This is a genomic window from Wolbachia endosymbiont of Drosophila tristis (assembly GCF_028981745.1).
GTDB lineage: Bacteria > Pseudomonadota > Alphaproteobacteria > Rickettsiales > Anaplasmataceae > Wolbachia > Wolbachia pipientis.
The window spans coordinates 1-3,190 of record NZ_JAPQLN010000032.1 but is presented as its reverse complement, the minus strand read 5'-3'; the positions used below and the strand labels follow the sequence as shown (position 1 = coordinate 3,190).

The 3,190-nt window shown below is 35.5% G+C and carries 3 protein-coding genes and 1 pseudogene; 1 reads left to right on the top strand and 3 read right to left on the bottom strand.

Annotated elements, in window-relative coordinates; all coding sequences use genetic code 11:
- Positions 1-343: pseudogene (locus tag OZD64_RS00820) on the top strand (Rpn family recombination-promoting nuclease/putative transposase); the annotation flags it as partial.
- 110 nt (positions 344-453) lie between these two features.
- Here the strand turns inward: OZD64_RS00820 and OZD64_RS00815 are convergent.
- The 3 genes from OZD64_RS00815 to hemC form a co-directional block, all read right to left on the bottom strand.
- Positions 454-648 (bottom strand): hypothetical protein, encoded by a 195-nt coding sequence (locus tag OZD64_RS00815; protein WP_244263355.1) that lies wholly within the window; start codon positions 646-648, stop codon positions 454-456.
- 96 nt (positions 649-744) lie between these two features.
- Entirely contained in the window at positions 745-1,632 is an 888-nt protein-coding gene (gene murB / locus OZD64_RS00810; protein ID WP_274999130.1) for a UDP-N-acetylmuramate dehydrogenase, read from the bottom strand.
- Entirely contained in the window at positions 1,623-2,501 is an 879-nt protein-coding gene (gene hemC / locus OZD64_RS00805; RefSeq protein ID WP_010962666.1) for a hydroxymethylbilane synthase, read from the bottom strand. Before hemC ends, murB begins: the two co-directional genes overlap by 10 nt.
- Between the last annotated feature and the right edge of the window lie 689 nt (positions 2,502-3,190).

Here is a 3,190-nt window from a genome sequence, read left to right as displayed (position 1 = left end):
CTTAAGGAAAATAGCAGAAAAAGCACCAATAATAAAGTTAGCCTACGATGAATTAGACAGGTTTAGCTGGAATGAAAAAGATTTAGTAGCTTATGAAGAAAGAATAATGGATCTACGGAAAGAAGAAGCCATTCTTGAATACAGACTTGACCTTGCTACTGAAAAAGGCATCCAAATTGGCGAAGAAAGAGGCATCAAAATCGGTAAAGAGGAAGGGAAAATTGAAGGAAAAATCGAAGTCGCAAAAGCAATGCTGGCTAACAATGTTGATGTCAACACTATTGTCAAATTTACTGGCCTTTCTATTAGTGAGATTGAAGAATTAAGTGTGAACGGTTACTAATTAAGAACTTTAATTATCAATCATAAATCACTGAATTTCGCTAGTAAATTTGTTGCCATTGTCCATATTGCACAATTGTATATAAGATATAGTATAACAATAGTGTCCGTTCAGCTAATACCAATTCCCACTGCACAATAAACGGATAGATAACAATGGAAAAAAGCCATACTATTGCCTTTCTTTCTCACTCCACAATTAAATAACTCTACAATATCGCTTATTTGATTCACTAATAATGAGAATTGGTATAACTTTGCTATTTTTCTCTCTAGATTCTTGCAAAGTTCTACAAGATTAACCACATTACCTCACGGTTTCTCTATGATTATTTTTTTAGATTACTTGTTTACCTTATTTGCCGTTCTCCTGAACGAATATACATAAGCTATAAAAACTATCTAATAGCTACCCAAAACCCTTATTTCCCACTCAAGTTCAACATTAAATTTATCCTTTACTGCATCTTTTACTTTGTTGCCAAGGTTTTCCAAGTCAGATGCAGTTGCATTATCGTAATTGAGCAAGAAGTTACAATGTTTCTTAGAGATTCTAGCTCCACCAATATTTAACCTTAGGCAGCCAGATTTATCAATTAACTCCCATGCTCGGTAGTTTTTTGGATTTTTGAATATGCACCCAGCAGTTTTTCCTCTTATTGGCTGGCTTTTATTTTTCCTCTCAATAACTTCCTTTAACCTTTGCAGTATAAGCTCATACTCTGAGTTTACTCCTTTAAACTCAGCTTCAACAAAAATCCAATTTCCTTTTAGGCTATGTCCACGGTAAAAATACCCCATTTCTTCGCTGGAGAACTCATATAGGTTTCCATCCTCTAGATTCACTGCTTTTATAGATTGTACAACACTTGCGATATCACTACCATATGCACCTGCATTCATTTCTATTCCGCCACCAACTGTTCCTGGAATTCCAACTAGAAACTCCAACCCACTAATCTGCTGATTTCCCGCAAAGTGAGCAAGGTTGCTGAGCAGCATAGCTCCCCCAGCTACAATAGAGTTGTTACCCTTACTTTTAATATATGCAAACTCCTTACCTAATTTTACTGTTATTCCTCGAATGCCACTATCTCGCACTATTATGTTGGATGTTGCACCAATAACGCTAACTGGCAGTTCAGTATTTTTAATCAAGTATGTTAAATCTTCAATATCACATGGTTTAAATAATACATCAGCTCGTCCACCAACATTTAACCACGTCGCTTTAGACATTAAGACATCATAACGATAGATTCCACGTACTTTAGGTAAGCTTATAAGCATTTTGATTTCAACTCTAATCCTGCATCCATACCCATTTTCTCCGCATCTTCTATAAATGAAGTGCGCTCAGTGAAGTATATATTTTTTCCACTTGCTAACATACAACGAAGGTGTAGCATATTTTCGCTCACATATTCAGCCAAAGCTGCAAGTGGTGTAAAACATGAACCATTCACTGTCTTCATAAAACTGCGCTCTGATTTCACTCCTATAAAAGACATATTATTATTAATTTTCTCTAAAAGATCGATAATTTTTACATCATTCCTTCTACATTGAATACAAACCGCCCCCTGCCCCACTGCACTTAACATAACTTTTGGTGGCAATACCTCTGTAATCAAGTGATGTTTTTCTAATCTTATGAGTCCTGCTTCAGCTAGAATTATTCCATCAAAACTTTGATTTTGCAATCTGGTTGTTACATTTCCACGTAGCGGTACTATATTTAAATCTGGTCTAACATTTAACAACTGAACTTTTCTTCTTATTGAAGAAGTGGCAATAGTAGCCTGCTGTGGCAAAGACTCAAGGCTATTGTGTTTATGAGAAATAAACGCATCGCATGAACTTAGCCTTTCTAAAACACAAGGAATTGTTAAACCCCCTGAGAAAAACGCAGGCATATCTTTTAGCGAATGAACTGCCATGTCTATATTATTTTCGAGCAATTCAGTCTCAATTTCTTTAATGAATAATCCTTTGCCTCCTATTTCAGCAAGATTTGCGTTTGCATACTTATCTCCAGAAGTTTTTATTTTAACAATTTCAATAGATAAGTTAGGAAAAGAATCCAGCAACTTTTGTTTTGCTTCCAAAGCCTGGGCAACTGCAAGCTTGCTTCCTCTGGTACCTATTTTGACTAGCATGTGTAAGATTGTTTGTCTGATGTCATTCAAGTAGCTAACTACTTGGATCCAGTTTATATAAACCTTTGCATTTATTGTACTTTAACTTAAAACCAAAAGCAACTTTGACTTTACAAAATAATAACCTTTTATATGCATAAATAAGCTTACTGGATTCTAGTACTTGCATGACAAGGTATAAACCTTATCGTCATACCACCGCGAACCGTCATACCGTCATCCCGCTAACAAGCAGCGGGATGACGGTTGTCGTTTAGCTATAAATATTAAAAAATTTACCAAGCGAAAAAAAAGGCAAAAGAAGCCCCGTGGTGGTTGGCTATTTACTATGTACTAAAATATCAGCGTTTTTTTTATTCTAAAACGCTTGATTAAGAGCGATTTAGCTGCTTTTAACTTGCAACTAACCTACACCGCAAGTGTTTAAGAAATTTACTAAGCAGGAAAAAAGGCAAAGAAACCCCGTAGTAGCTAGCATTCAAATTCTCCCTTGTCAATTTGACGTTTTTTGCTGTCTTAAACGCTTTGTAAGCGCGTTTCGGCTTATATAGGTAAAAACCTAAAAATTTTTAAAGACATGCGATGCACGTAGTGCGAAAAATTAAACATGAGACGCCAAATACCCTAAGTTTTTTGTCATTAACCTGCACAGATTGCGAAGATAAATAAATAGCTTCAGTTTCATGATA

Bases quoted from the DNA above. Each gene is read 5' to 3' on its own strand.
- murB (WP_274999130.1), bottom strand. From the start codon at position 1,632: ATGCTTATAAGCTTACCTAAAGTACGTGGAATCTATCGTTATGATGTC.
- hemC (WP_010962666.1), bottom strand. From the start codon at position 2,501: ATGCTAGTCAAAATAGGTACCAGAGGAAGCAAGCTTGCAGTTGCCCAG.